23 protein-coding genes and 1 pseudogene are annotated in these 23,863 nt (G+C 63.5%); 9 read left to right on the plus strand and 15 right to left on the minus strand.

Annotation, left to right across the window (positions count from 1 at the left end; translation table 11 throughout):
* Positions 1 to 3 precede the first annotated feature (3 nt).
* From GTW25_RS15645 to GTW25_RS15665, 5 genes are all read right to left on the minus strand, one after another.
* A complete protein-coding gene (locus GTW25_RS15645) occupies positions 4 to 459 on the minus strand; it encodes a PaaI family thioesterase (RefSeq protein WP_252913157.1) in 456 nt (151 codons plus the stop codon).
* A 17-nt stretch (positions 460 to 476) separates the two neighbouring features.
* The gene (locus tag GTW25_RS15650; RefSeq protein ID WP_252913158.1) at positions 477 to 1,217 is read right to left on the minus strand and encodes an AraC family transcriptional regulator; all 741 of its coding nucleotides are present in this window, start codon (positions 1,215 to 1,217) and stop codon (positions 477 to 479) included.
* Complete coding sequence (locus GTW25_RS15655) at positions 1,201 to 2,055, minus strand: SDR family oxidoreductase (RefSeq protein ID WP_252913159.1); 855 nt, start codon at positions 2,053 to 2,055, stop codon at positions 1,201 to 1,203. Before GTW25_RS15655 ends, GTW25_RS15650 begins: the two co-directional genes overlap by 17 nt.
* Positions 2,052 to 3,989: an AMP-binding protein gene (locus tag GTW25_RS15660; RefSeq protein WP_252913160.1), complete on the minus strand. Its 1,938-nt coding sequence runs from the start codon at positions 3,987 to 3,989 to the stop codon at positions 2,052 to 2,054. Before GTW25_RS15660 ends, GTW25_RS15655 begins: the two co-directional genes overlap by 4 nt.
* 97 nt (positions 3,990 to 4,086) lie before the next feature.
* The gene (locus GTW25_RS15665; protein WP_173194957.1) at positions 4,087 to 4,848 is read right to left on the minus strand and encodes a glucose 1-dehydrogenase; all 762 of its coding nucleotides are present in this window, start codon (positions 4,846 to 4,848) and stop codon (positions 4,087 to 4,089) included.
* 113 nt (positions 4,849 to 4,961) lie between these two features.
* Between GTW25_RS15665 and GTW25_RS15670 the strand changes: the two genes are divergently transcribed.
* Entirely contained in the window at positions 4,962 to 6,269 is a 1,308-nt protein-coding gene (locus GTW25_RS15670; RefSeq protein ID WP_252913161.1) for a TetR/AcrR family transcriptional regulator, read from the plus strand.
* A 24-nt stretch (positions 6,270 to 6,293) separates the two neighbouring features.
* Here the strand turns inward: GTW25_RS15670 and GTW25_RS15675 are convergent, their stop codons facing one another.
* The 6 genes from GTW25_RS15675 to GTW25_RS15700 are packed head-to-tail and all read right to left on the minus strand — an operon-like array spanning position 6,294 to position 11,287.
* Positions 6,294 to 6,695 carry a PaaI family thioesterase gene (locus GTW25_RS15675; protein WP_252913162.1) on the minus strand — a complete coding sequence of 134 codons (402 nt, stop codon included), beginning with the start codon at positions 6,693 to 6,695 and terminating at the stop codon, positions 6,294 to 6,296.
* Entirely contained in the window at positions 6,692 to 7,177 is a 486-nt protein-coding gene (locus tag GTW25_RS15680; protein WP_206680633.1) for a PaaI family thioesterase, read from the minus strand. The genes GTW25_RS15675 and GTW25_RS15680 overlap by 4 nt, the downstream gene beginning before the upstream one ends.
* A gap of 16 nt (positions 7,178 to 7,193) precedes the next feature.
* Positions 7,194 to 7,997, minus strand: coding sequence for an enoyl-CoA hydratase-related protein (locus GTW25_RS15685; protein ID WP_173195034.1), 804 nt, complete (start codon positions 7,995 to 7,997; stop codon positions 7,194 to 7,196).
* Positions 7,990 to 8,847, minus strand: coding sequence for an SDR family NAD(P)-dependent oxidoreductase (locus GTW25_RS15690; protein WP_308206265.1), 858 nt, complete (start codon positions 8,845 to 8,847; stop codon positions 7,990 to 7,992). The genes GTW25_RS15685 and GTW25_RS15690 overlap by 8 nt, the downstream gene beginning before the upstream one ends.
* A 10-nt stretch (positions 8,848 to 8,857) precedes the next feature.
* Positions 8,858 to 10,057, minus strand: a complete 1,200-nt coding sequence (locus tag GTW25_RS15695) for an acyl-CoA dehydrogenase family protein (RefSeq protein ID WP_252913163.1) — start codon at positions 10,055 to 10,057, stop codon at positions 8,858 to 8,860.
* Between the two features lie 15 nt (positions 10,058 to 10,072).
* Positions 10,073 to 11,287 (minus strand): acyl-CoA dehydrogenase family protein, encoded by a 1,215-nt coding sequence (locus tag GTW25_RS15700; RefSeq protein WP_252913164.1) that lies wholly within the window; start codon positions 11,285 to 11,287, stop codon positions 10,073 to 10,075.
* Positions 11,288 to 11,465: 178 nt separating this feature from the next.
* Here GTW25_RS15700 and GTW25_RS15705 point away from each other — a divergent pair, with 178 nt between their 5' ends.
* The 5 genes and pseudogenes from GTW25_RS15705 to GTW25_RS15725 form a co-directional block, all read left to right on the plus strand.
* Positions 11,466 to 13,265: an acyclic terpene utilization AtuA family protein gene (locus GTW25_RS15705; protein ID WP_173194954.1), complete on the plus strand. Its 1,800-nt coding sequence runs from the start codon at positions 11,466 to 11,468 to the stop codon at positions 13,263 to 13,265.
* A 12-nt stretch (positions 13,266 to 13,277) separates the two neighbouring features.
* On the plus strand, positions 13,278 to 14,747 hold the full coding sequence (locus GTW25_RS15710; RefSeq protein WP_252913166.1) for an acetyl-CoA carboxylase biotin carboxylase subunit: 1,470 nt from the start codon (positions 13,278 to 13,280) through the stop codon (positions 14,745 to 14,747).
* The gene (locus GTW25_RS15715) at positions 14,747 to 15,250 is read left to right on the plus strand and encodes an acyl-CoA carboxylase biotin carboxyl carrier protein subunit (protein WP_252913167.1); all 504 of its coding nucleotides are present in this window, start codon (positions 14,747 to 14,749) and stop codon (positions 15,248 to 15,250) included. The genes GTW25_RS15710 and GTW25_RS15715 overlap by 1 nt, the downstream gene beginning before the upstream one ends.
* 2 nt (positions 15,251 to 15,252) lie before the next feature.
* Positions 15,253 to 16,860: an acyl-CoA carboxylase subunit beta gene (locus tag GTW25_RS15720; protein WP_252913168.1), complete on the plus strand. Its 1,608-nt coding sequence runs from the start codon at positions 15,253 to 15,255 to the stop codon at positions 16,858 to 16,860.
* A 280-nt stretch (positions 16,861 to 17,140) separates the two neighbouring features.
* A pseudogene (locus tag GTW25_RS15725) lies at positions 17,141 to 17,424 on the plus strand (transposase); the annotation flags it as partial.
* 346 nt (positions 17,425 to 17,770) lie between these two features.
* Here GTW25_RS15725 and GTW25_RS15730 read toward each other — a convergent pair.
* The 4 genes from GTW25_RS15730 to GTW25_RS15745 form a co-directional block, all read right to left on the minus strand.
* Positions 17,771 to 18,259 (minus strand): luciferase domain-containing protein, encoded by a 489-nt coding sequence (locus GTW25_RS15730; RefSeq protein WP_173194952.1) that lies wholly within the window; start codon positions 18,257 to 18,259, stop codon positions 17,771 to 17,773.
* A gap of 23 nt (positions 18,260 to 18,282) precedes the next feature.
* Positions 18,283 to 19,176: an SDR family oxidoreductase gene (locus GTW25_RS15735; RefSeq protein WP_173194951.1), complete on the minus strand. Its 894-nt coding sequence runs from the start codon at positions 19,174 to 19,176 to the stop codon at positions 18,283 to 18,285.
* A gap of 26 nt (positions 19,177 to 19,202) precedes the next feature.
* On the minus strand, positions 19,203 to 20,015 hold the full coding sequence (locus GTW25_RS15740) for a DODA-type extradiol aromatic ring-opening family dioxygenase (RefSeq protein ID WP_252913169.1): 813 nt from the start codon (positions 20,013 to 20,015) through the stop codon (positions 19,203 to 19,205).
* 72 nt (positions 20,016 to 20,087) lie between these two features.
* Positions 20,088 to 20,384, minus strand: a complete 297-nt coding sequence (locus GTW25_RS15745) for a hypothetical protein (protein ID WP_173194950.1) — start codon at positions 20,382 to 20,384, stop codon at positions 20,088 to 20,090.
* Between the two features lie 84 nt (positions 20,385 to 20,468).
* Here GTW25_RS15745 and tnpC point away from each other — a divergent pair, with 84 nt between their 5' ends.
* The 3 genes from tnpC (at position 20,469) to GTW25_RS15760 (ending at position 23,856) form a co-directional block, all read left to right on the plus strand.
* Positions 20,469 to 21,827 carry an IS66 family transposase gene (gene tnpC, locus GTW25_RS15750; protein ID WP_252913170.1) on the plus strand — a complete coding sequence of 453 codons (1,359 nt, stop codon included), beginning with the start codon at positions 20,469 to 20,471 and terminating at the stop codon, positions 21,825 to 21,827.
* 241 nt (positions 21,828 to 22,068) lie between these two features.
* On the plus strand, positions 22,069 to 22,470 hold the full coding sequence (locus GTW25_RS15755) for a winged helix-turn-helix transcriptional regulator (RefSeq protein WP_206680626.1): 402 nt from the start codon (positions 22,069 to 22,071) through the stop codon (positions 22,468 to 22,470).
* Between the two features lie 201 nt (positions 22,471 to 22,671).
* Positions 22,672 to 23,856 (plus strand): lipid-transfer protein, encoded by a 1,185-nt coding sequence (locus GTW25_RS15760; RefSeq protein WP_173194949.1) that lies wholly within the window; start codon positions 22,672 to 22,674, stop codon positions 23,854 to 23,856.
* Positions 23,857 to 23,863: the final 7 nt, after the last annotated feature.

Consider the following 23,863-nt stretch of genomic DNA (forward strand, 5'->3'; position numbering starts at 1 on the left):
CGCCTATCCGCTGACACCCGTCCGTCCGAACAGCGCCATCAGCGTACCGGTCATCGTGGCGACCAGCTTCTCCGCCCCGCCCTTCAGCGCATGGGCGCGCGCCTCGCAGATGGTGAGGGTGCGACCCGGTTTGACCACCTCGGCCTGGAAGCGGAAGCACTCGCCGTCGGCTGGGTTGAGGAGGTTGATTTTGAACTCTACGGTCAGCACCGCCGCTTCGGCCGGCATCAGCGAGAAGGCGGCGTAGCCGCAAGCGCTGTCGAGCGCTGTCGAGACGATGCCGGCGTGAACGAAGCCGTGCTGCTGGGTCAGCGCGTCGTTGTGCGCCATCTCCAGAACGATGCGCCCGGGCGACAGGTCGGCAATGGTGATGCCCAGCGTGTGCATCACCTTCTGGCGTCCGAAACTGTCGCGCACGCGTGCGTCGAATTCGGGGTTCTTCGGCTCGAAACCGGGCATGGCCTGTCTGCTCCTCGTCAGGGATCGATGAGCAGTCTTAGGCGGGTTTCGAGTCCCTGATCTTGGAAGAAACGGCCAGAGGGCCGCGCGCGGGCAAGGCGGCGGAGCACGCCCGGTGGGGCGTCGGCGAAGGCGCGGCAGGCGGCCGACATGTGCGACTGGTCGTAGTACCCTGCATCGAGCGCCAGTTCGCTTAACGCCTGATCGCGCGCCGCAAGCCCGTCCAGCAGGGTCCGGAAACGCCGGGTGGCGGCGAGCCGCCGTCGCGACATGCCGGTGGTCGCGCGGACGCAACGCCGTTCACTTCGCGCGCTGGCGGGGGCGGAGTGGCTGCCGGAGAAGGTCAGGTCGCAGGCGAGCTGGTCGAGTGCCGCAACAAGCGGCGCCCAGGCCTCACCGTTCCCCGCCACTGCCAGAAGAGCAAGGGTCAGCGCGTCCAGATTACCTTCGGAGGGGAGAAGGTGGGGCGCGGCGTGGAGGCGCATTCCGGCGATCGCGCCCTCGAAGGGCGCGCGGCGCGGGTTGAAGGCGGGGCGGGGCGGTGCAAGGTCGAGGCGCGGGCGGGGGCCGCGATCGGCTCCGCCGCGCAGCGTCAGGGAAAGCGTAAAGAGATCGGTGGCGAAGCGGCCAGTGCCGGGACCCGACAAGAAGCCGCAATCGCAGTAGACGAAGAAATGGTCAATCTGGGCGGGGGCCCTGGCAGGCGGCGCGAGCTCGAGATAAAGCGGCGCGGGCGCCGCCTTATCCGACGTAGGCATGCCTGTTCCCGGCCACAAAGTCGCGGAAGCGGCGCGCCGGGCGGCCGAGCACCTCGCTGACCGTGGTCTCAATGCCGGCGAGATAGCCCTTGGCTGCGAGCGAGGCCAACTCCACCATGGCGGCGGCGACGTCGGGGTGCATGCCGTTCGCAATCATGTGCGCCTTGGCCTGATTCGGCGGCAAGGAGGCGCATGTCACCGCGCGGCCTGTCGCCTCGCTGAGGAGAGAGGCGATCTCCTCGCCGGTCAACGCCTCAGCGCCCGTCAGGCCATAGGCCTTGCCAGCATGGCCCGCGCCAAGCAGCGCCTCGACCGCCACATCGGCGATGTCACGGGCGTCGACCCACGCCACCGGCCCACCCAGATCGTCATAATAGACGCCATCGGAGACGATGTTTTCAGCCTGCCACAGAAGGTTTTGCATGAAATAGGTGGGCTGAACCAAGGTCCAGTCCATGCCGCTGTCCTTCAGCAGTTCCTGGCTTTCGGAATGCCACATCCCGAAGGTCAGCCGCGCCCTGGGCGAAGCACCGAGTCCGGTGGACATGACCACATGGCGCACGCCCGCCGCCTTGGCCGCGGCGATGGCATTGGCCTTCCAGCGGCGCATGTCCTGATGCGGCGGCGTCACGAGATAGGCCTTCTCCGCTCCTTGGCAGGCGCGTTCCAAAGCGTCGCGGTCGCCGAAATCCGCCACGGCGGCATCACAACCCTTCGCCACCAGCGCCGCAGCCTTCGCAGGCTGGCCGGTGACGGCACGCAGCCTCGCGCCCCTGGTGAGCAGCGCTTCCACCAGTGGCGCGCCGGTGGTGCCCGTGGCTCCGAAGACCGTGATCATGGCTTGTCCTTTCTCAGGGCCGCGATGGCCTCCATCGTTTCGGGATTGCTGATCGAGGAGAGGTCGCCCGGATCCTCGTCCAGGAAGGCGGCGCGCACGATCCGGCGCATCGTCTTCATGCTGCGGGTCTTGGGCAGCGCCTCGACGAAATGGATCTCGCTCGGGCGGAAGGGCCTCGAAACCACCTCGCCGACGCGGTCCTTGAGCTGCTCGACGAGCCTGTCATCGGGCGTCACACCGGGCGCCGTGACGCAGATGCAAATCACCGTTGTACCCTTTATGGGGTCGGGGACGGGTATCGCCGCTGCATCCACAACTTTCCCCGTTTCGGTCAGCGCCGCCTCGATCTCCGGTGGCCCGATGCGCTTGCCGGCAATGTTCAGCGTGTCGTCGGAACGGCCGAGGATAATCCAGGTGCCGTCCGGATCGCGCCGCGCCCAGTCGCCATGGCGCCAGATGCCGGGAAACGTGGACCAGTAGGTGTCGAGATAGCGCTTTTTGTCGCCCCAGATCGTCGGCGTCAGCCCCATCGGCGGCTGGGTGACGACCAATTCGCCGACCTCGCCCGGCGCAGCCTCGCTGCCGTCCACGCGCAGCACCTTGGCACCGACGCCCAGCGCCTGACCCGAAAAGCCACCCGGCTTCACCTCGTGAAGTACGGTCGAGGTAAGAATTGCGCCAAAGAGCTCGGTCCCACCCGAAATGTTGAGCGGTACCGCGTGGTGCCGGCAGATATGCTCCAGGTGCCAAAGCCAGGCATCTTCGGTCCAGGGCTCTCCGGTCGAGGCGACGATACGCAGTGCGGAAAGATCGTACCCCCGCAGCGGCGCGGGATCCTGCGTCATGAATTGCCGCACCAGCGTTGGGGCAACGCCCATATGAGTAACTTTGTTCTCGGCGGCCAGCCGCAGTAGGCGGAAGGGATCGCCCGGCATCGAGGGCGCTCCTTCGGCGAGCACCAACGTGGCGCCCGCAAGCAGCACCGAAATCAGCGTGAGGGGTCCCATCACCCAACCCATGTCCGTCATCCAAAGATGCCGATCATCGGGCTTTAGATCGAGACACAGCAGAAAATCGGCCGTGGCCTTGGCCTGTACGCCCAAATGCGTGTGAACCACCCCCTTGGGCTTGCCGGTGGTGCCCGAGGTGTAGGCGATGACCAGCGGTGCGTCGGTCTCCACCGGATGCGCCCGCCGCGTCGCGTCGGCCTTAGCGACGGTTTCCTCCCAGTCGAGATCGCGGGCCGGATCGGCCACTGGGCCGCCGAAGCGCCGCAGGCTGAACACCGTATGCACCGAGGGCACCTCCGCCAGTGCCTCGGCCAGGATGGCTTCCATCCAGACCGGCTTGCCCCGCCGGGGCGTCGCATCCGCAGTCAGTACGGCAACGGCACGGGCGTCGTTCAGGCGGGTGACGATGGCATGCGGCGCAAACCCGGAAAATAGCGGGACCGCTACGGCGCCCAGCCGCGCGATGCCCAGAAGCACGGCCTCGATTTCGGGGATCATCGGCATGTAGATGCCGACGCCCTGGCTGGGCCTCACCCCACGCGCCGAGAGGGCGGAGGCAACGCGCGCGGCTTCCTCGGCAAGCCGGGAATAGCTCCATTGCTGGCGGCTGCCGTCTTCGCCCACCCAGTCGATCGCTGTCTTATCGCCGAGCCCCTTCTCGATGTGCGCGTCGAGACAAGTTTCGGTAAGATTCAGTGCGCCGCCGATTCCCCAGCGGATGTTCTCCGGTCCGTCGCCGATCTCGCGCAGACGGTCGTACGGGCGGGCGAATCGAATGCAGGTGAGGCCGAGAATCTGCGTCCAGAACCAATCTGGGTCTCGGTCTGCGCGTTCGACCAATTTCTCGTAGTTCGCAACGCCACAACGGTCCATGAATGCCGCGAGCGTACTTGTTTCCTTGATGGTTTGGTCGGCCTCGAACATTACGGATCTTCTGACCTAAAAAAGGGGCCGCACAGAATGCGGCCAGGTGGGGAGGAAACCTTGACATCGTTTGGAACCGGAAAGCACCGCCGGGCTGTCAACCGTGCATTGACAGCCCGCCCGATACGGAAATGACTTGTCCGGTGATGAAACCGGCATCGTCCGAGGCGAGGAAACACACAATCCCGGGATAGTCCGTCGGCTGGGCGAGACGTCTCATGGGGATTGCCCGTTTAAGGCCTTCCGCAATCTTCTCTCCGGCTTCGCCCTTGGCGACTTCTGCGAATAGCGGGGTGTCTGTCGGACCGGGCGCGACCGCGTTGAGCTGAATGCCCTTGCGGGCCAGTTCCCGCGCGACGGTTTTGGTAAAGGAAATGATGCCACCTTTGCAGGCCGAATAGACCGCCTCGCCCGAGGAGCCGACGCGGCCCGCATCCGAACTGATGTTCACGACGCGGCCGGACCCATTCCTTACCATGCCCGGAAGAACAGCATGATGCATGTGAAGAGGGCCGTAGAGGTTGATGTCTATGATCTTCTTCCACAGATCAAGATCGGTCTCGAGGAACGGCTTGATCTCATCCCATCCGGCGTTGTTGACCAGAACGTCGATCGGCCCGCCGGCCTCGAACTCGGCCACTGCGGCGTCCACTGCCTTGCGGTCGGTGATGTCGACGGTGTAAGCACGCGCCTTGCCGCCTGCATCTTCGATCGTTCCGACGGTTTGCCGGGCACCTTCTTCATTGAGGTCGAAAACCGCAACCTCGGCTCCTTCCTCGGCGAAGCGGGTGCAGATCGCCCGCCCGATTCCGCTTCCGCCACCCGTGACGATTACTCTCTTGCCTTTCAGTCCGCGCATTCCCGTTTCTCCGTTTGCCGGTGTCGCAAGCACCGTGGAATGACCGCGCATTCTAACGCTTGTTCGAATTACCTCAACTGATAAACTGATGTCCAGCGTCGAAAGAGAGATCCATGGAAGAAATCCTCCCCCACAGCCCCGGCGACGAGCCATACGGGAAATCGGTGCAGACACGTCGCGCGATCCTCCTGGCGGCGGCGAAGCTGTTTAGCAAAGAGGGATACAACGCGACCACCATGCGGCGGATCGCCGAGGCGGCGAACCTGGAAGCCGGTAGCATCTACTATCATTTCGGCTCGAAGGATCAGATCCTGGACGAGGTCCTCGATATTGGGGTTAGACAACTCTACGAGCAAATTCGGGGGATCGTCGAACGGTCGGCGGCGGAAGGTGACCCATTCCGGAAAACGTTCGCGCAGCTTGTCGACACTCACCTTTGTTTCCTTTTGAAAGAGAGTGATTTCACTTCGGCGAATATCAGGAACTTCCCTATGCTGTCGGACAAGCGCCGCAAAGCGCATCGTCCCTTGCGAGAGGCCTATGCGCAGCTCTGGCGATCATTCTTGCAGCACCATCAGGACGATCTGCGTGGTGACATCTCGGTCACCCTGGTCAGCCAGTTCATCCTCGGAGCTATGAACTGGACAGCGGAATGGTACGACAGCGAACGTTATCCGGTCAGTCTGCTATCGGAACGCTTGTCGAAACTGCTGCTCGACGGCATGTGCACCAAACGTGGCGGAACGGTCAGAGAATCGCTCGAATCTCTTGACTTGACAGATGGACTCGAACCAGCGGGGAAGGCCGAACGAACCCGCCATCAAATCCTTCGCACGGCCGCGCGAATCTTGCGAGAGAGCGGCTACAAGGCCGCGACGATACGACGTGTCGCATCGGAAGCGGGCCTTGAGGCAGGCAGCGTCTACTACCATTTCGGCTCGAAGGAGGAAATTCTCGATGAGGTGCTCGACCTGGGCCTGCGTGATCTCTTGAACGGCGTCAGCCATGCGGCCGCCATATGGCCGAACAAGGAAGATCATAGAAACCGGATCGCGACCGCGATCGCGACGCACATGGCATATTTGTTCCGTGCCAGCGAGTTTACCTCCGCCAACATCCGCATCTATGGGATGCTGCCGGAAGGGATCCGCTCGCGCCATCGGCCTGTTCGACACCAATACGCGAAGGTCTGGGATCGGCTGTTGCGCGAGGCGCAGACGGCCGGAGCCTTGCGCTCCGACATCAAGGTGGTTCCGCTACGGCAGGCCATGCTGGGCGCGCTGAATTGGACGGTCGAATGGTTCGATCCCGGCAAGGGCGACCAACGCGGATACTATACGCTTTCAGCTTTCACGGATCTGCTCATCAAAATGCTGCTGGACGGTATTTCGGCCAACGGCTCAGCCCCGAAGATCACATAATCGGGGCGCGAAGAATAGCATGCCTCAGACCAATAGAAAATGATACAACCCTTCGGCCACCGGCCGGGAGGCGTCATCCTGCCAACAGGCCGTCCGCACGCTTGCCATGCGCTTGCCCTTCCGCGTCACTGTGGCTTCGGCCATCAGGGCCCCTCTGACCGCCGGGCGCAAGTAGTCAACCGTCAGATTGATCGGCTTGGGTGGCTGCAGATCGGGACCATGGCTTACGCTGATCGCGGCGACCGCCTCCATGAAGCTCGCGATGATTCCGCCATGGTAGTATTCCATGATCGGATTTCCGATCAGTCGTTCGGCGAACGGCATCGTCGCGGCCGCATGCGTTTCAGCAAGCTCGGTGATCATGAAGTCGAGAAACTGGAAGAACGGTACTTTCCTGAGCTGCTGAGTTGCGAGATCCGGCGTCATTTGGAGGACCTGCTTTGCGTCATTGCATCGAAAATGCTGACCTCGCCCCGTGTGAGCGCAAAACTGGCGGCGCCACGGGCCACTTCGGCCTGATCCGGCTCATCGAACCAGATCCTGCCCGAATTGAACGCGATATGCCGGGTCTGCCGAATGCATTCTGCGCGCACCATGACGTCGGCCCGCGATTTCGCCGGGCGCAGATAGTCGACGCGGAGGTCGAGTGTCGCCATGCTGCTGATCCCGTCGATCGCCACGAAATTCGCTAGTCCGAACACGCTGTCCAGAAGGGCCGTTAACACCCCGCCATGCAGCAGGGTTTTGACCTCGTCGGCGCAGAAAGAGGGGTTGAACGGCATCCTAACCAGAACGCCATCAATCGCCACCTTTTCAATCTTCAGGTTCATCTCGGTAATCAGACCACGTCCGCGATGGTTCCACATCCTGGCGATCTGATCTAGTTTCTTCTGGTCCGGATGGGTCAACTGTAAGGCCGATCTGTCAGTCGCCAAAGAATGCAGGTTTTCGTTTCTCGAGGAACGCGGCAAGAGCTTCGTGGTGGTCCTTGGTCTGGTGCATCAGTGCCTGGTACGCGGCGGCGGTATTCAGGAAATCCGGCAGGTCCATGCGTTCGGCATTGCGCATCAGCCGCTTGGCGACGCGCAGTGCGCGGGGCGGCTTGGCCGCAATTACGGCCGCTCGCTCCCGCGCCCGCGCCATGAGATCGCCATGCGGCACCACCTCAAGCACCATTCCTAGCTCCACCGCCTCCTCGGCCCCGACCATCCGTCCAGTGAATGTCAGTTCGGCCGCTTTCTGGTGACCGAGCCGCCGCAGTAGGAACCAGGTACCTGCGTCGCCAGGAATGATTCCGAGGTTCAAGAACACCTCGCCGAATTTTGCCTTCTCCGATGCGATGCGCATGTCGCACATCATCGTCAGGTCGCAGCCCGCGCCCACGGCCGGGCCGTTGACAGCCGCGATCGTAGGTATGTCGAGATTGTAGAGCGCGAGCGGTATCCGCTGAATGCCGGTGATGTAGCTGTCCGCCGCGGCCAGCGGATTCTTGCGGAACACGCTTTCGGGGTCCGACATTTCCTTGATATCGCCGCCGGCGCAGAAGGCCGGGTCTGCGCCGGTCAGGATCATGACACTCACCCCGGGATCGCGCTGCGCCTGGTCGAACGCGTCGAGCAGCCCCGCGATCATCTCATTGCCGGTGACGGGATTGCGCCTGTCGGGGTCGTTGAGCGTCACCGTTGCGATGCGATCGGCAATCTCGAGCAGGACGACGGATTCACTCATTCTTTCCGTCCCCCCGCTGACGCTCCTGGAACATGTCACGATGGATCATGTCGCGGGCGTCGTGGCCCATGTGCAGGGTTTCTCCCCCGTCCACATACACATCCTCGCCGGTAATGAAGGAACCGAGCCTGGAGGCAAGAAAAATGATCGTCCCCGCGACGTCTTCCGCCGCCCCCATGCGGTTAAGAACTGACCGGTTTAGCTCGTGCCATTTTTCCGGCGATATCGGGTAGCGGCCGAGCGCCTCTGTCTTGATCGTACCGGGAGCTACGCAGTTCAGGCGGATGCGGTATTCACCCCATTCGGCGGCAAGCGTCTTCATCAAGCCTGTGACGCCTGCGCGCGCGGCAACGGTATGGGCGAAGCCCGTCAGTGCGGTGCGGGTCGAGATCGCGGTTACGAATACGATCGAGCCGCCGTTCTCGAACATGAAGTGGTCGGCGGCGGCGCGCGTCATCTGCCACGAGCCGATCAGATTGTTGCGGATAACCGCCTCGAACCCTTTGTTGGTGATGTCGCGGGCGGCGGCGATATACTGGCCGCCGGCATTGTTCACAAGCACGTCGAGCCGACCGTAGTGATCTTTGATCTTCAGCATTGCCGACTCGACGCTCTTCTCGTCGCGAGTGTCGCCCGGCACGACGAAGGCTTCGCCCCCCATCGCGCGGATCATCTCGGCGGTTTCCCGAAGCGGCTCCTCGCGACGGGCGAATAGCGCCAGTCTGGCCCCGCAGGAAGCCATTTCGAGCGCTGTGGCGCGGCCCATGCCGGAGCCCGAGCCGGTCACGAGAGCCACCTGACCTGCCATGAGGTCGGGGGCGTAACGGCTCTGCACTTGTTTTTCTGCCATGTACCAGGCCTCAGTTCTTCAGAAGTTCGCCGGAGATGATGAGTTTGCGCACCTCCTGCGTACCCGCACCCACCTCGAGTACCCGGCCCGTCCGATAGAGGCGGTTGACCTCGGTGTCGCGCATGTAGCCCGATCCGCCGTGAATCTGCACCGCGCGATCCAGCACGAAGGAGGTCGCCGCCGCGGCCTTGAAAATAGCCGCGGCCGTCAGCTTGTGGATCTCGCCGCGCCCCCCTTCGCCTTCTTCCAGACCCTCGCACATGGCGGCGGTGCGCAGCGACAGGCTTCGCGCGGCCTCGATCGCGGTATACATCTCGGCCAGCATGGCCTGCACCATCTGGAAATTGGCGATCGGCTTGCCGAACTGCTGGCGCGTCATGGCATAGTCGATCGATATCTCCAATGCCCGGCGCGCGATGCCCACCGCATTGAAGCAGACGATGGCGCGTTCAAGATCGAGCCCCGACATGGTCACTGCCACACCGCCGTCCAGCTTGCCCACCATGTTTGCCGCCGGCACCCGGCAATCCTCGAACACCAACTCGCCCGTGGGCGAGCCGCGGAACCCCATCTTGTTGAGCTTCTGCGCCACCTTGAAGCCCGGTGTGTCGGTCTCGACGATGAAGGCGGAAATTCCCTTGGCGCCCTTCTCGGGCGAGGTCTTGGCATAGACCAGCACGATATCGGCGATCGGGCCGTTGGTGATATAGATCTTGGAGCCGTTGAGCACGTAGTGGTCGCCGTCCTTCCGGGCGGTCGTCCGCATCGAACCGAGCGCATCCGATCCCGCGCCCGGCTCCGTCAGGCCCAGCGCGCCGATCAGCGAGCCGTCGCAGAGGCCCGGCAGATACTTCCGCCGCAGATCGTCATTGGCGTTACGGTAGATGTTGTTGACGCAAAGATTGTCATGGGCCGCGTGGCTCAGCCCGATCGCCGCCGAGGCGCGCGACAATTCCTCGGTGATGATGCAGGCCGAGGTGAAATCGAGCCCCGCACCGCCGAATTCAGGCGCCACGTTGAGGCCCAGATAGCCCATCTCGCCCAGCTTGGGAAAGATGGAGGGCGACAGGTCGTCGGTGTCGTCCATTTCGGCGTTCAGGTGATGAAACTCGGAAAAGAAGAACTTGCTGGCCTGATCGGCCAGCGCCTGCTGCTCTTCTGTCAGGTAATGGGTCGGCAGGTCGGGGACGTTACGCAATCGCTCGTTCATAGCTGGTGTCCTCGCTCAGGCGCGCAGCAGTTCTTCGGCAATGATAATTTTTCGCACCTCGCTGGTGCCTGCACCGATTTCCAGCAGCTTGTTGGCGCGGTAGAGCCGGTTGATCTCGGTATCCTGCATGTAGCCCGAGCCGCCATGGATATGGCACGCTTCGGTCACGGCCTTGTTGAAAGCTTCGCCAGCGTAAAGGCAGGCGGCGGCGGTGAGCTTATGGATTTCGCCGCGTCCACCGGCGCCCTTGGGCAGGCCGACGCAAGCCGCGAGCGCGCGATAGCCGAAGGCGCGTGCGGTTTCGACCTCGACATAGATTTCCGCGAGCTTCGACTGCACCATCTGAAAGCTGGCGATCGGCTTGCCGAACTGTTCGCGGATCCTGGCGTAGTCGAGCGCCAGCTCCAGAGCCCTTTCGGCCATCCCCACGCAAACCGAAGCGACCATCGCCCGCTCCAGGTCGAGCCCGCTCATCACCACCGAAACGCCGCTGTTCTCGGCCCCGATCATGGCCGAGGCGGGCACGCGGCAGTCCTCGAACACCAGTTCGCCCGTGGGCGAGCCACGGAAGCCCATCTTGTCGAGCTTCTGCGCCACCTTGAAGCCCGGATTGTCGGTCTCCACGATGAAAGCCGAGATGCCCTTGGCGCCCTTCGCCTTATCGGTTTTTGTGTAAACCAGGATGACATCCGCGATCGGGCCGTTGGTAATGTAGATCTTGGAGCCGTTGATCACATAATCTTTGCCATCGCGCACGGCGCTGGTGGCCATCGAGCCCAGCGCGTCCGAGCCCGCGCCGGGCTCGGTCAGCCCAAGTGCGCCGACCAGCTCGCCCGAGCACAGGCCGGGAACGTATTTCCGCACCTGCTCATCCGAGCCGTTCCTGAGGATGTTGTTGAGGCACAGATTGTCGTGCGCGCCGTGCGAAAGGCCGACTGCCGGGTTCCATTTCGAGATGGTCTCTGAGACCAGGGCCTGGGTAAATTCGTTCTGGCCGCTGCCGCCCAGCTCCTCGGGCGCGGTAATGCCCAGCAGCCCGAGCTCGCCCATCTGCCGAAACAAATCCTCGGGCCACCATTCTTCCGCATCCATCTTCTCTTGCAATGGATGAAGAATCTCGCGCGCAACCCGATCCACGTGATCCACGATCTGCCGTTGTTCGGGCGTCAGCGAATAGTTGGCCTTTATGGCCGCGAGCGCGGCCATGCCTGGCCCGGCCTGGACGTTCATCTTTGATCCTCCCGATGGCTGCGCAACTTGCCTATTGATCAAAATCAAACATATGTTAGAAAACGTTTCAAGTGGTGTCGAGCTGCGTGTGTCTTTTTTTTGGGCATGCGCTTGGGAGGAAAGACGGAAGCTTGCCATCGGCGTCCACCCGAATGGACCGGGCGACAGGGAGGTTGCGATGACTGGGCGAACTGTGCGCATCGGCTGCGCCTCGGGGTTCTGGGGCGACACGCCCGAGGCGGTTGGCCAACTGGTGACGAAGGGCGACATCGATTATCTGGTCTTCGACTATCTTGCCGAGATCACGATGTCGCTGCTTGCGCGGGCGCGGACGAAGTCGCCGGAAGCGGGTTATGCGCCGGACTTTGTCCAGGCAGTTGCGCCTTTATTGCCAGAGCTCAAGCGCAAGGGGATCAAGGTTGTCGCGAATGCCGGCGGGGTCAATCCGCGCGGCTGCCGCGAGGCGCTGGCCAAGGCGGCGGCGGCGGCGGGCATCGACATTTCGATCGGCGTCGTGCTGGGTGATGATCTGCTGGGCCGCGCGGACGAGATCCGCGCCCGCGACGTGACCGAGATGTTTTCGGGCGCGCCTTTCCCGGCCAAGCCGATGAGCATGAACGCCTATCTCGGCGCGCGGCCGATTGCGGCCGCCCTCGATGCGGGTGCCGAGATCGTGGTGACCGGCCGCTGCGCTGACAGTGCTGTGGCGCTTGGGCCGCTGATGCATGAGTTCGGCTGGAAAGACGACGATTGGGACAAGCTCAGCCAGGGCTCGCTGGCCGGCCACCTGATCGAATGCGGCCCGCAGGGCACGGGCGGCAATTTCACCGATTGGCGGGAGGTGCCGGGCTGGGACGATATGGGCATGCCGATTGTCGAAGTGTCGGAAGACGGCAGCTTCATCATGACCAAGACGCCGGATACCGGCGGGCTGGTGGTGCCGGCCTCGGTCGGCGAGCAGATGCTCTACGAGATCGGCGATCCGCAGCGCTACGTCCTGCCCGATGTGATCTGCGACTGGTCGCAGGTGACACTGGAGCAGGTGGGGCCCGACCGGGTGACGGTGAAGGGCGCGCGGGGGCTGGGACGCACCGACAGCTACAAGGTGTCGGCCACCCATGCCGACGGCTGGCGGGCGATCACCACGCTGACGCTGGCCGCGATCGACGCGCCTGCCAAGGCCGAACGTGTTGCCGAGGCCATTCTGACCCGCTGCCGCCGCATTTTCCGCGACCGCAACCTCGGTGATTTCCGGCAGGTCAGCGTGGAGGTGCTGGGCGCCGAGGCCGCCTATGGCGCCAACGCCCGCGCCCGCACGCGCGAGGTGGTGCTGAAGATCGGCGTGACCCATGATGACCGCGATGCGTTGAACATCTTCGCCGGAGAGATCGCGCCGATGGCGGTCTCCTCTGCGCAGGGGCTGACCGGTTTCTTCGCCGGTCGGCCAAAGGTGCAGCCGGTGGTCCGTCTCTTCTCCTTCCTGCAGGACAAGGCCGACACCCCGATCGCGGTCGAGGTCGACGGCAAAGACGTGCCCGTCACCATTGCAGCCGAGGCGGTGCGACTTGATGCTTCCTCCGCGGCGGCGGTGGAAGGCCGCGAGGCCGGTCCCCGCGCGGTGATGGTGCGCCTGGTCGAACTCGCCTGGGGCCGCTCAGGCGACAAGGGCAACATCGCCAATATCGGCGTGATCGCGCGCAAGCCCGGGTATTTGCCCTATATCCGCTCGGCGCTGACCGAAGAGACCGTGAAGGACTACTTTGCGCATCTCTGCAACGGACCGGTCGAGCGGTTCGAACTGCCCGGCATTCATGCACTGAACTTCCTGCTGCACGACTCGCTGGGCGGCGGCGGCATCGCATCGGTCAGGATCGACCCGCAGGGCAAGGGCTTCGCACAGATGCTCCTCGATATCCAAATACCTGTGCCGGCCGATCTGGCCGCGCGCGACGGGCTGAACGCCTCGAACCCCAGCTGAGATAACAAGCCCATGACCATTTCAAAACTTCTGGTCGCCAATCGCGGCGAGATCGCGGCGCGCGTCCTGCGCACCGCCAAGGCACGCGGCCTCGAGACCGCCGTGCTGCGCCATGCATCCGAGCAGGAGGGGCCAGCCCATGCCATCGCGGATGAGGTTGTGACCATCGATGGGCCCACGCCCGTGGCCGCCTATCTCGACATCCCGCAGATTGTCGAGGTTGCAAAACGGATCGGCGCGGACGCGGTGCATCCCGGCTACGGTTTTCTGTCGGAAAACGCGGGCTTCGTGGCCGCGCTGGAAAAAGCGGGAGTGACCTTCGTCGGCCCGACCTCCGATGTCATCGACCTGATGGGCGACAAGGTACGCGCACGGGCCTTTGTGGAAGAGCGCGGATTTCCCGTCGCCCCGTCGGCCATTGAGGATGACGGCCCCGCGACCTTTATCGAACGCGCCCGTGCCGTGGGCTATCCACTGCTGATCAAGCCTTCGGCAGGCGGCGGCGGAAAAGGAATGCGCGTGGTGCGCGCGGATGCCGCGCTGGAGGCGGAGATCGAGGCCGCACGGCGCGAGGGCAAGCGCTATTTCGGAGATGGCCGGCTGTTTGTCGAACGGTATATCGAACGCCCGCGCCATATCGAGGTTCAGGTGATGGGGGACGGGAAGGGCAATGTGGTCCACTTCTGGGAGCGCGAATGCTCGATCCAGCGCCGATTCCAGAAGATCATAGAGGAAACGCCGTCTCCGGCGCTTTCGCCCGAACAACGCCTGGACATCTGCGAAACCGCCGCCGGGATTGCCCGCGCCGTCAACTACCGCGGTGCCGGGACGGTCGAGTTCATCTACGCTCAGGACGGTACCTTCTATTTCCTGGAAATGAACACCCGCCTTCAGGTCGAACATCCCGTGACCGAGATGGTGACGGGCTTCGACCTGGTGGCCGAGCAGCTACGCATTGCGACGGGAGAGGGGCTGAGCGCCGCCCAAGCCGACATTCCGCAGACGGGCCACTCGATCGAGCTGCGCATCTGCGCCGAGGATGCAACGGCCGATTTCCGCCCCTCGATCGGGAATATCCTGCTGCTGGACGAACCACGGGGCGAGGGGGTTCGTGTGGACAGCGGCATCCTGGACGGCGGTAAGGTGACGACCGATTTCGACCCGATGCTGTCCAAGCTGATCGTGCATGGATCGGATCGTGCGCAGGCCATCGCCCGTGCGCGTCACGCGGTGCAAAACTACGTGATCCTCGGTGTAACGACCAACACCGGCTATCTGGATGCGATCCTGGCCCATCCCGATTTCGCGTCGGGCGACGTCTCGACCGGTTTCCTGGCCGAGCAGGCGGATGCATTGACCGCGCCGGGCGAGAATGTGGACGACCTGCTGATGGCGGTTGCCGCCCTGTCGGACGAAAGGCTGGTGGCCGAAGTGATGCAGATATCGGATATGCACCGCAAGATGGGTGGTTGGAGAAACTGATGCGGAGGATATTTCAGATCGGCGGCGAAGAGACCGAATGCTGGCTCGCCCATGACGGCAGCCGGTTTGTACTGAATACCCCCGAGGGCGTGCTGCCCTGCCGATTGGACCCGACGACTTCGCCGGGCGGTTTTGTCTTGCGGGCGAGGGGCCTTGTCCGCGACGTCCGTCTAGCCGCTGGCCCCGAGTCGACATTTGTGCACATGGACGGTCGTACCTACGAAGTCGGGCGTGCCGATCCCGCCGAGCGTCTTGCCGGAAGCGATGGCGGCGCGAGCGACGATCGGATTGTGGCGCCGATGCCGGGGGTCGTCGTCTCGGTGGCGGTCAAACCGGGAGACATCGTTGCCGCGGGCCAGCCGCTTCTGGTCATCGAAAGCATGAAGCTTGAAACCACCCTTGCCGCCCCGCGCGACGGTGTGGTTGCCGAAATCCCGTTTGCCGCGGGCGACAGTTTCGGGCTGAAGGACGTCCTTGCCCAGTTGGCTCCGGAGGAGGACTGACCATGCGCCGGATCGAAAGCCAGATCGACACGAACGCCCCCGACTACAAGGCAAACTTCGCCGCCATGTCCGCACGGCTGAAGGAGTTTCACACCCGCCAGCACGCGGCGCGTTTCGAGCGGCCCCAACGGGACAACGACCGCCTGGCACGCCAGAACAAACTGGGCGTGCGTGAGCGGCTGAAGCTGCTGCTGGACCCCGGCACGCCGTTCCTGGAGTTTTCCACCCTCGCCGCATGTCGCGAATATGACGGGGCGGTGCCCGGTGCCGCCGTGGTGACGGGCATCGGTATCGTACAAGGGCGCGAAGTCGCCATTCATGCCAACGATGCCAGCGTCAAGGGCGGGGCCTGGTATCCGCTGACCGTGAAGAAGATCGTGCGGCTTCTGGATGTCGCGCTGGAGAACCGCCTGCCGGTCATCCACATCTGCGACAGCGCCGGCGGCTTCCTGCCGCTCCAACACGGCGTGTTCCCGGACAGGTATCTGGGCGGTCGGGTGTTTCGCAACCAGGTCAAGCTGAGCCAGGCCAACATCCCCCAGATCGCAGTGGTCGGGGGGCATTGCACCGCAGGCGGCGCCTATGTGCCAACGCTGAGCGATTACAACATCATCATCGAGGGCACAGGCGCCATCTTTCTGGGCGGTCCGCCGCTGGTCAAGGCAGCCACCGGCGAAGTAGTCGGCGTTCAGGAACTTGGCGGGGCAGTCATGCACACCTCGGTCTCGGGCACGGGCGATTATCGCGCTGCAACCGAACAGCACGCCTTTTCTCTGGCACGCGAGATTGTCAGCCAGTGGAAGCGGATGCCCAAGACGATCATCGAGACCGCGCCTTGCGAAGAGCCGTACTACGATCCGAAGGAGCTCTATGGGATCATCCCCAAGGATCGGAAAACCCAGTTCGACATGCGCGAGGTGCTGGCGCGGATCGTGGACGGCTCACGCTTTCACGAATACCAGCCCGATTACGGCACCACGCTTGTCTGCGGCTTTGCCCATATCTGGGGCTACAAGGTGGGAATCCTGGCCAACAACGGGGTGTTGTTCAACGACAGCTCGCTTAAGGCTGCGCATTTCATGCAACTTTGCAACCAGAACCGCACGCCGCTGGTCTTCTTCCAGAACATCACCGGCTACATGGTGGGCCGCGAGTACGAAGAGCGCGGTATCGCCAAGGACGGCGCCAAGATGCTCATGGCGCAGGGCGGCTCGGTCGTGCCGAAATTCACAGTGATCGCCAATGCCTCGTACGGGGCGGGTAATTACGGCATGTGCGGGCGGGCCTGGGATGCGCGTACGCTGTTCATGTGGCCGCAGGCCGAAATCGGCGTGATGGGTGCCGACCAGGCCGCCAACACTATGGCCGACGTCAAGATCCGGCAGCTTCAACGCGAAGGCAAAGAACTGACCGACGAGGAGATCGCCGCGATCCGAGAACCGGTGCTGGAGCGCTACAAGCGCGACGTGGAGGCCTATACCTCGACCTCCGAGATTTGGGATGACGGCATCCTCGATCCCGTCGACACCAGAAATGCTTTGGCGATGTCGATCTCTGCCGCACTTAATGCTCCGATTGACGATCCGCACTACGGGATATTCCGCCTGTGACACGATAGCCGGTGCGATGAAAACCCATCTCGCTCAAATATGCACGCCTGTGGGATGGAACAGCCACCTTCATAAGCGGCCACGCACGAAAATAATCCGATCGGACAGCTGGTTTGTTCCGCCGCTTCAGGATCTGCCAGTACCGCTGCACATTGATTGGTGTCGGGTTGGGAACATCAGCGTAAGATTGATACATCCTCGGGTTCGACGAGCATCTCGATCCTGCGCGCGACGCCGGCGTCCGCCGAATGAGCCGCATCAAAGGATGCCAGCTCGACCCTTAGGGGCCAACCAACTGCGCCTCTCGCTTGCCTCCTTTACCCATGTCCTGATCTGTGCCCTACGCCGCCTCGGCCTTGCCCAGACGCCGCTGGCCCGGGCCACCGAACCATCCTCCTGGAACTCCTAAAGACCGGCGCACAGGTTCGCGTCTCGGAGCCCGCATCAAGGTGGCGATGGCGTCAGCTTGCCCCCTATGCCGACGTATTTGCCCTGGCGCATGCCCGAATACGCACCGCGCCCCCACTGACGTCTCCGGACTCCGGACCTGAACCTTTCCCGTAACCAGAACAGGAGACGTCGCCGAACAGACACCGCCGCTCAACGCGGCGCCGATGGCGCTTGTGCCCGAATGAGGCCAACCCTCCCTCGTCGTCCTGATAAAAACTATAAGGTGCCTGAACTCTCGACGCAGTGAGAGGATCGCGCTAGTGGGTCGAACTCAGCCAAGGCGAGCGCAGCGTGCGAACACACAGCCTTCCTCAGCGGCGGCAAGCATTCGGTCCGTCCGCACAAGCGGCGCAGATCCTACTGGCTACCAACACTGGCGCCGGCGACAAGGAGATCGAAAGGACCGTCGGCGCAAGCGGATCGACGATCTATCTTAGCAAGCGCCGCTCGGTTCTTTCCGTCAAAGAACGACGCTGTCGACCCGCCCGAGCTTGCCACAGGCAAAGTCATAAGACAGGCGCAGGAGTTCGAGAACCGTTTCGATCTCCACCTCGTTTCGGGGGCCGTAGACCATCACTGCGGTTGACGGGATCATGCCGGCCGCCGCCATCGGATGCGGCTCCGCCCAGCCCAGATCGACGATCTGCGGCACGGCCTCCTCCGGCAGCATCATGTGCAGGCTGCCGTCCTCCGGCGGATGGACATGGGCGAACTCATTGCCGATCATGAACGCCTTGCGGCAACCGCGGCCGTGCCCGTGTTTGAGGCACAGCGCCTCGGCGCCCGGGACAGAGATCATCGAAGGCTGGCGCGTGACAAAAGGAAAATCGAAAGCCCTGTCCTTGAACGCCCGATGGAACCGTGCATCCGGGTTCTGGCTGATCTGCGTATGCGGGGCGCAAGGCGTGGTCTTGGGCCTTGGCCCCTCGCGTGGGGGTATCTTCAGCACGACAGAGCCTCCGTAAGTGTCGTTTATCCCTGACCGATCAGAACGGCCTTCTTGGCAAGCAGAAAATCCCGCACCGACTGCCCGCCTTGGCCGGTCAGGTCTTGCACGTCGTTCGAGGTGACGTCCAGGTATCCTTCGGCGATGGCGACGTCGAAGGACGAGAAGACATCCGCTACGGAGTCTGGCATGCCCTTCTCTGTCATGGCGGCGACCAAGGCGTCCCGCGTGATCGGGACATAGGGGATCTCTTTCCCGGTGGCCTCGGACAAGATCACCGCAATTTCGGCCTGGCTGACGGCCGCGGGCCCGGTGATATCGCGGACCGAGGAACCGGTCTCGGTCAATAGGGCCGCGGCAGCCGCGCGGGCGCAATCGGCACGGGTGACATAACCCGCCTTGCCGTCACCCGCCGCAGAATAAAGGGCGCCCGCGCCGACAGCTTGTTGGCCGTTCATCAGCAAGAGATCGGCGTAAAGGCAGTTCCGCAGGATCGTATGGGAGATTCCGGTATCCTTGATTGACGCCTCGGTCTCGCGGTGGTACCTCGCAAATCCGATCGGGTTGCCCTCGTCCGGATTGGTGAGCGAGGTGTAGACGATGTGCGAAACACCTGCCTCTTTGGCGGCGGCTACGGCATTGCTGTGCGCGGCGAAGCGTTTGCCCGGGGCAAGGTCGTCCGTCGAAATGATCAGCAGCCGTCCGCCGCCGGCGAAAGCCGGCCCAAGCGTGGCCGGGTCATTGAAGTCTCCCGCCCGGATCTCGACGCCGCGCGCCCCAAGCGCCTCGAGCTTCTCCGGCGAGCGCGTGACCGCGACAAGGGGTTCGGCCCCTTCCTCAAGAAGGGCTTCGATGACCTGGCTGCCGAGATGACCGGATGCGCCGGTCACGATGAAGGGGCCCTTGATGGTGTTGGACATTTCGTGGTGTTCCTTTCCTTTTCCTGTCAACCGAACCGAAAGGCGCTTTCGACGGCACCAAGAACGTGATCATCCAGGGTTTTCCGGCCGATATCGGCGCCCGCCGCGCCGGCGATGACATGCAGCGGGATTAGGTGCTCTTCTCTGGGATGTGCATCGCGGCCGCCCGGGGCTTTGGACCAGTACGTCAGCCTGCGGTTTCGTTCCCCGGCATCCGGGCAGGTCACCGCCTCGGTCAGCCAGGCGTCGAACGTGCCGCCGACAGTGTCCCCCCGTGGTCCGCCGCGCAGGCTGCGCATCATCACACCCATGTTGTGATAGGTGTTGCCGCTGCCGATGATCAGCACGCCCTCGTCGCGCAGGGGCGCCAAGGCTTGACCCAGCGCGATGTGGCGTCCGGGATCGAGATCGCTGGCAAGCGACAGTTGAACACAGGGGAAATCGGCATCGGGAAAGGCGACCTTGAGCGGCACGAACGCGCCGTGGTCAAAGCCGCGCGCGGCGTCTTTCGCCGCCGGTAGACCGGCGGCACGGATCAGATGATGAACACGGTCGGCCAGCACAGGATCACTGGGGGCGGGCCAACTCAGTTCATAGGTGTGAGGCGGGAAACCGCCATAGTCGAACAGAAGCGGCGGGGCGGGGTTGGTCTGAACGGTGAACGCACGCTCCTCCCAATGACCCGAGATCACCAAGAGCGCCTTCGGACGATCGGGCAACGTGCCGGGCAGGCTCTGCAGGAACTGGCGGTGCCGGTCCCATTCATCCGGCGGGTTCCAATCCATGAAAAAGCAGGGACCGCCTCCATGAGGGATGAACACCGTTGGCATGCGAGTCATATCTGATTGTCCCTCCCGGCCTGACGGAAATGCTGAAGTTCGAGGCGCAAGACTGTGCAGCCGGAGCGCCTGTCAGGCCTGTTGTCCTCTCATCACCTTGCCATGAGGCGATTTGACCGCGCGGACGCGGTTTTGTGTCAGGAAGGAAACCACAAGCGCGAACAGAGCCAAGAGAGCAGGGGGCCAGCCGGGATCGCCCGCGCTCACATGCGCCGATACCGCCAGAAGAAGGTGCCAGAACATCGTGCCATAAGCGAAGTCAGTCAGAAAAGCCGAGGGACGCCAGAGTATCACGATCGCGGCCACGATCTTCACAGCGGCAAGTGGCCAGATCAGGTAGGTCGGGTAGCCAAGCACGCTCTCGTACATCGTAATTGCTCACCCCTGCGGCGAGTTGACTCACGTGACCTAATGAGGGTTCCACCGGGTCGGCGAGTCTGACTCAATGGCGGAATGCAGCCGCCGGTCGATCTGTCCGCTCTCGACTCCGCCGCGAAGGACGCGCTGATCCTGGCGCTGATGGAGCGCGTCGAGGCGCTGACGAAGCGGGTGGAGGAGCTGGAGGCCAAACTCGCCGCGCCGCCCAAGACCCCCGACAACTCGTCCCTGCCCCCGAGCCGCGGCCGGAAGGCCTCCCCCGGAGCCGGCGAGAGCAAGCCCAAGGCCAAGCCGCACAAAGGCTCGGCGCGGGCGCTGCATCCCGACCCCACGCGCACGGTCGGGGCACGCGCACAGGCCTGCCCCCACTGTGCCGCCGACGTGCCGAGCGCCGAGCAAGCCGTCGTGCACCGCTACGATCGCATCGAGATCCCCCCGATCGTCCCCGATGTGACGCGCGTGGAGTTGCTGGGCGGGAGGTGCCCATGCTGCAAGAAGCGCTTCAGGGCGAGCCCGCCCGAGGGCCTCGAGCCCGGCTCGCCGTTCGGCCCCAACCTGCGCGCCCTCGCGATCTATCTGCGCACGGTCCATGCGGTCTCGCTCGAGCGGCTGGCGCGGCTGTTTTCCGACCTGTTCGGGCTCGCCATCTCCGAGGGCGCGCTCGTCAATATCCTCGCCGAGAGCACCGCGCCGCTCGCCAGGACGGTCGAGGCGATCCGTGCACGACTGCTCGAAGGCGCTTGCATCGAGTCGGACGAGACGGGCGTGCGGGTCGGCAAGAAGGGCTGGTGGACCTGGGTGTTCCATCACGGCGATGCGGCCTGCTTCCGCATCGCGCCATCCCGCGGCAAGGACGTGGTCGAAGCCTTCCTGGGCGAGCGTCGCCCCGACTACTGGGTCTCCGACCGCCTGGGCTCGCAGATGGGATGGGCCAGGAAGGACCACCAGGTCTGTCTCGCCCATCTGATCCGCGACGCCCAGTATGCGATCGACGCCGGGGACTGCGTGTTCGCGCCCAACCTCAAAAAGCTCCTGGAGAACGCCTGCGGGATCGGACGGCGACGAAGCGCGCTCAAAGACGCCACCTTGCGCGACCACGCCCGCAAGCTCGACAAGCGGCTCGACACGATCTTGCGCCAGCCCCCGGCCTGTCGCGAAGGCGAGAAGCTCCGGCGAGCGATCCTGGGCTGCCGGGCGCACCTGTTCCTGTTCCTCGAGCGCCGCGACCTGCCCGCCACCAACAACGGCTCCGAGCGCGCGCTCAGGCCGTGCGCAACCTTCCGCAAAGTCACCAACTGCTTCCGCTCGCAATGGGGAGCCGAACTCTACGCCCACGCCCGCTCCGTAATCGAGACCGCCCGCCGCCGCTCGATCGAGCCCTTGTGCGCCATCCGTCTCGCGCTACACGGCAAGCCTCTGCCGGCGGCAGGGTGAGCAATTACCGTACATCCCCGTCACCATGTCGTTGGCCGTGACGTAGAAGATCGCCCCTCCCAGATAGACCAGGGCGACGAACCCTGTTGCAATCCAATAAGTGATACGCACCGTCCTGTCGCTCATGCCATCTTCCCGTTGCCTGCTTTGAATGTTGCCCGCTTGGTCGAGAATAGTTGAGTTACAGCGGAAATCAAAGTAAGAACGGAAAAGTAACTGCAGCAACAGGGAGTGGACACCGATGCCCAAGACGCCGCCACAGTGCCCGATGGACTCGATCCTGCGTCTGCTCATGGGGCCGTGGACGACCTACATCATCTGGGTTCTGAGTGACAAAGGGCCGCAACGATTCGGAGCGCTGAGACGCTCCGTGCCGGGGATATCGACGCGAATGCTGACCGAACGCCTGCGGATGCTCGAAGGCGCCGGGGTCATATGGCGGGAACAGGCGGAGACGATCCCGCCTGCGGTGACCTATGGCTTGACGCAGCGTGGTGACGACCTGCGAAGCGTTCTGGACTCGCTCGGAGAAATCGCGGATCGGTGGAAGGCTGAAGGGGTCTTTGAAGGGGCAATGGACCGGATGCCGCTTAAAATGGACAAATCCGGCAAGCGAGCCTTGTCTGCAAGCCCCGACGGGTGATGGGAAGCCGGGCAAGAGATCGTTCGTAAGTTAGCAATACCTCCGCTCGCTTGCCGCGATTGATCTCGGATGGGTGCCGGGGACGTCTCCCTCACCAGCGATGTTGACAGGCGTGCGTTCCAGTGTGTTAAAATCTAACAACTGGTAGAAAATGGTCCGGCGTCGGCGTTGGAACGTGGCCGATGGAAGCGGGAGAGAGACATGAACGGCAAAGCCTATGTCACCGGCGTTGGAATGGTGGCCTTTCAGAAACCGGGCAAGTCTGAAAGCTACGACGTGATGGCTGCGAAGGCGGCGCGCACGGCGCTGGAGGACGCCGGACTCGACTACGACAAGGTTCAGCAGGCCTATGCCGGCTATGTCTATGGCGACAGCACCTGCGGCCAGCGCGCGCTCTACCGGGTTGGGATGACCGGAATACCCGTCATCAACGTCAACAACAACTGCTCGACCGGCTCGACCGCGCTGTTCCTGGCGCGCCAGGCGGTCGAAAGCGGCGCGGTGGACTGTGCTCTGGCGCTGGGTTTCGAACAGATGCAACCCGGCGCCATCGGCGCGATGTTCAGCGATCGGGTCAGCCCTTTTGCAGCTTTTGACGAAGAAACCGACAACCTGGTGGGCAATGCCGGCATCCCGCTTGCGCTACGGTATTTCGGTGGTGCGGGCAAAGCGCATATGGAAGAGTTCGGCACCACACTGGAGACCTTCGCCAAGATCCGCGCCAAGGCCAGTCGGCATGCGGCCAAGAACCCGGTTGCCCTGTTCCGGCAGGAAGTGACGCCGGAAGACGTCATGGCGGCTCAGGTCGTCTGGCCCGGCGTGATGACCAAGCTGATGGCCTGCCCACCGACCTGTGGCGCGGCCGCGGCAATCATCTGTTCCAAGGAATTTGCAGATAAGCACGGTCTCGACAGCTCGGTCCGCATTGCAGCGCAGGCCATGACAACGGACGGCCGGGAAACCTTCAACGCCCATGACATGCGTGAGGTCGTCGGGTACTCGATGGCCAAGCGCGCTGCCGATCAAGTCTACGAGGCCGCCGGCATCGGCCCCGACGATGTGGACGTCGTCGAACTGCACGACTGCTTTGCCCATAACGAGCTGATCACCTACGAAGCGCTTGGCCTCTGCGGGCGCGGTGAGGCTGCGAAGTTTGTCGATGATGGCGACAACACCTATGGCGGCAAATACGTGACCAACCCGTCGGGCGGTCTGTTGTCCAAGGGCCATCCGCTTGGGGCGACCGGCCTTGCCCAATGCACCGAGCTTGTCCAGCAGTTGCGTGGTCAGGCCGAGGCGCGCCAGGTCGACGGCGCGCGCCTGGCGCTTCAGCACAATCTGGGCCTCGGCGGTGCCTGTGTGACAACACTTTATGAAAAGGCCTGAGGCGGGC

The organism is Aliihoeflea aestuarii, assembly GCF_024105665.1.
GTDB classification, from domain to species: Bacteria; Pseudomonadota; Alphaproteobacteria; order Rhizobiales; family Rhizobiaceae; genus Aliihoeflea; species Aliihoeflea aestuarii.